The sequence below is a fragment of the Saccharomonospora iraqiensis subsp. iraqiensis genome, from assembly GCF_000430445.1.
Taxonomy (GTDB): domain Bacteria; phylum Actinomycetota; class Actinomycetes; order Mycobacteriales; family Pseudonocardiaceae; genus Saccharomonospora; species Saccharomonospora iraqiensis.
In genome coordinates, this window is record NZ_KE387069.1 from 69,301 (window position 1) to 71,744 (window position 2,444).

The 2,444-nt window shown below is 72.9% G+C and carries 3 protein-coding genes and 1 pseudogene; 1 reads left to right on the forward strand and 3 read right to left on the reverse strand.

Annotation, left to right across the window (positions count from 1 at the left end; all coding sequences use genetic code 11):
* A partial coding sequence (locus tag ACTIR_RS27455; protein WP_233345845.1) for a hypothetical protein occupies window positions 1–185 on the forward strand: 185 nt, incomplete at its 5' end.
* Here ACTIR_RS27455 and ACTIR_RS0107165 read toward each other — a convergent pair.
* The 3 genes and pseudogenes from ACTIR_RS0107165 to ACTIR_RS26375 all read right to left on the reverse strand — a co-directional run.
* Window positions 156–839 carry a hypothetical protein gene (locus tag ACTIR_RS0107165; RefSeq protein ID WP_154663686.1) on the reverse strand — a complete coding sequence of 228 codons (684 nt, stop codon included), beginning with the start codon at window positions 837–839 and terminating at the stop codon, window positions 156–158. The genes ACTIR_RS27455 and ACTIR_RS0107165 overlap by 30 nt on opposite strands.
* A gap of 109 nt (window positions 840–948) precedes the next feature.
* Window positions 949–2,241 (reverse strand): 2-hydroxyacyl-CoA dehydratase family protein, encoded by a 1,293-nt coding sequence (locus tag ACTIR_RS0107170; protein WP_026453748.1) that lies wholly within the window; start codon window positions 2,239–2,241, stop codon window positions 949–951.
* A pseudogene (locus ACTIR_RS26375) lies at window positions 2,238–2,444 on the reverse strand (2-hydroxyacyl-CoA dehydratase family protein); the annotation flags it as partial. The pseudogene ACTIR_RS26375 and the gene ACTIR_RS0107170, both read right to left, overlap by 4 nt.

The following is a 2,444-nucleotide window of genomic DNA, read 5'->3' on the forward strand; positions in this document are numbered from 1 at the left end:
GGGTGGCCGCGGTCGAGGAGGTGCGCGGTGCCGCCGGGGCCGGGGCCCTCACCACCACGGCGAGGGTCGCCTGTGCCACGTCCCGCGGCCTCGACCGGCCGACGTGGCCGGGGGACACCGGCTCGCTGCTGCACGGGTTCCTCGCGTGGGCCCGCTCAGCGGCCGGAGAGGGTCAGGCGCAGTAGCAGCTCTTCGAGTACGTCGGGCGCCATGACGACGCCGAGGCTCAGGACGAACCCCGGGGCGACGAGGGAGAGGATCCGGACCAGCTGCGTTTTCCTCGTGTCCGCGAGAAGGAACACCGCGCCGGTCACCAGGACCGTGAACGAAATCAGGGGGAACTCTTCTCCGGCCAACCGGGGGCCGACCTCGACCAGAGTGGACGCCCACAGCAGGGTGACCGCGAGAGCGGTCGCGATCGCCGCCCACCAGGTGTCCCCGTCGAGGCGGGAGAACACGAATCCGAGTGCGGCCCCCGCGCACACCGCCAGAACACACCACAGGGCCAGGTCACCGGTGTTGACTTCGATCGGGGGAACGTCGGGATAGTAGTGGCCGTAGAAGACCGGTATCCCGACGTAGAAGAGCACCACGGCGCCGACGAGTCCGGCGACGGTGCGGGTGATCGCCGTCCGGGTGTCGGTCCGGGCGCTCGCCACGACGGCCAGGGCGATCCACACGGTCAACGAGTGCGCGAACGGGTCGAGCGGGTCGTGGTAGTAGCTGTAGGCGGCGAACACTCCGGTCGCCGCGCCGATCAGGCAGAAGACGACCGGCGACAGGACGGGCCCGCACAGCACGCGCCCCGGCCGGGATGGTGCGGTCGACCGGTCGCTCATGACCCCGGACATCTCGAACCCCCAGCAGACGACGGTCGTCGTGGGCCTTTGTACCGCCCCGCCCGGTGCGGTACCGCGGCAGGGCCCGCGGGCCGGGTGATGGGCGCGGTCAGACCCCCGGCCCGTCGGGCAGGACGCGGTGTTCCAGCCACTCGGCCACGGTGCGGGTCATCGTGGCCCGGTCGGTCGTGCGGGGGTCGACGTTGTCGGCGTGCAGTTCCAGTACCGGGATCCCGGCGTCCTCCAGGGCGCGGGTGGTGAAGTAGCCGCCGCGGGCGTCGTCGGAGACCAGGTGCACCACACCGTCCACGCCGTGCGCGCGGGCCTCCTTGAGGTACCACTCCGTCGACCACGGTGGGGTGTAGAGCTGGTCGGAGAACGCGGCGAACCGGGCGGCCAGCGCGCGCAGCGGGTCGTCGCCGTAGCGGGCGTAGCCGTCCGCCGCGATCGCCAGGTACATCGACCACACGAACACCGCGCCGTACTCGCGCCGGAACCTTTCGTAGAAACCCATGTCGAACCACAGTCCCCGGCCGATCCACATCAGCCGGGCCCGCTCCGGGCGGCACACCGCCGCACCGGCGGAGACCCGGTCGGCGACCTCGTCCTGCAGCGCGCGGGCCGCGTCCCGCGCGTACCCGGTGCCCCGGTGCCACTGCGGCAGCATCACGGCCGGGACGTTCGCCGGCACGTCCACCGGGCACGGTCGGGCGGCGGCGATCAGGTCCCGGGTGCGGCGGTTGTACTCCGCCTGTTCGTTCGCCAGGGCCATGACCTCGCGGAAGCGGGACTCACTGAACCGGCGGCCGGTGCGGTCCTCCAGCCTGCGGATCAGGCCGGTGAGTTCGCCGACGAGCAGGTCGATCCGGTCGGTGCCGACCGCGTCCTCCCAGTGCCACGGCATCAGCTCCCACCAGTGCGTCGGCACGTCGTGCGCCGCCGCGCTCTCCAGGGCGACGAACTCGGTGCCCGGGAACTCCTCCGCCCACACGTCGAACACCTTGCGGGTGGCGTCCCCGGTGGTCTCGGCGAGCACCAGCGACGGCTGCGGCAGGCCGCCCCACGGGTCGGCGTCCGGGTCCGGGGCGAACATGCCGCCCAGCGGGGCGGCGTTGTACTGCTCGATGTCGTCCGGGTAGCCGCGTTCGCGCAGCCGCTCCAGATACCCGGCCGCCCGCTGTTTCGCGGCGACGATCGAGGCCCACCACTGGTTCACCACGTACGGAATGCCCATCGTCCGTAGGATCTCGTGCGGCGTGTCCGCGTTGACCAGCGCGAACTCCCCGCCTGCCGCCGCGTGGGCCCGCAGGTCGTCGAAGAAGCCGCGTTGGTACCGCTGCGCCGCCGTCGTCGCGGCGAGCCGGTCGGGACGCCGGTCGTCGTGGCGCCGGTCGTTCGTCATCGCCGTGCTCCCGTCGACGTGGTGAGTGCTTCGACGGCGGCGCGGAGGTCGGCCCCGGACACCCCGCCGTACGGCTGGTCCCGCAGTAGTGCCGACGGCAGGCCCGTCCCGGCCCGCTGGTGCGGGAAGTCCCACGGCGGTGCCGGGTCGTGCGCCCGGACATAGCCGAGCAGGGCCTGCGCGCCGCTCTCCGTGGCGGCCGC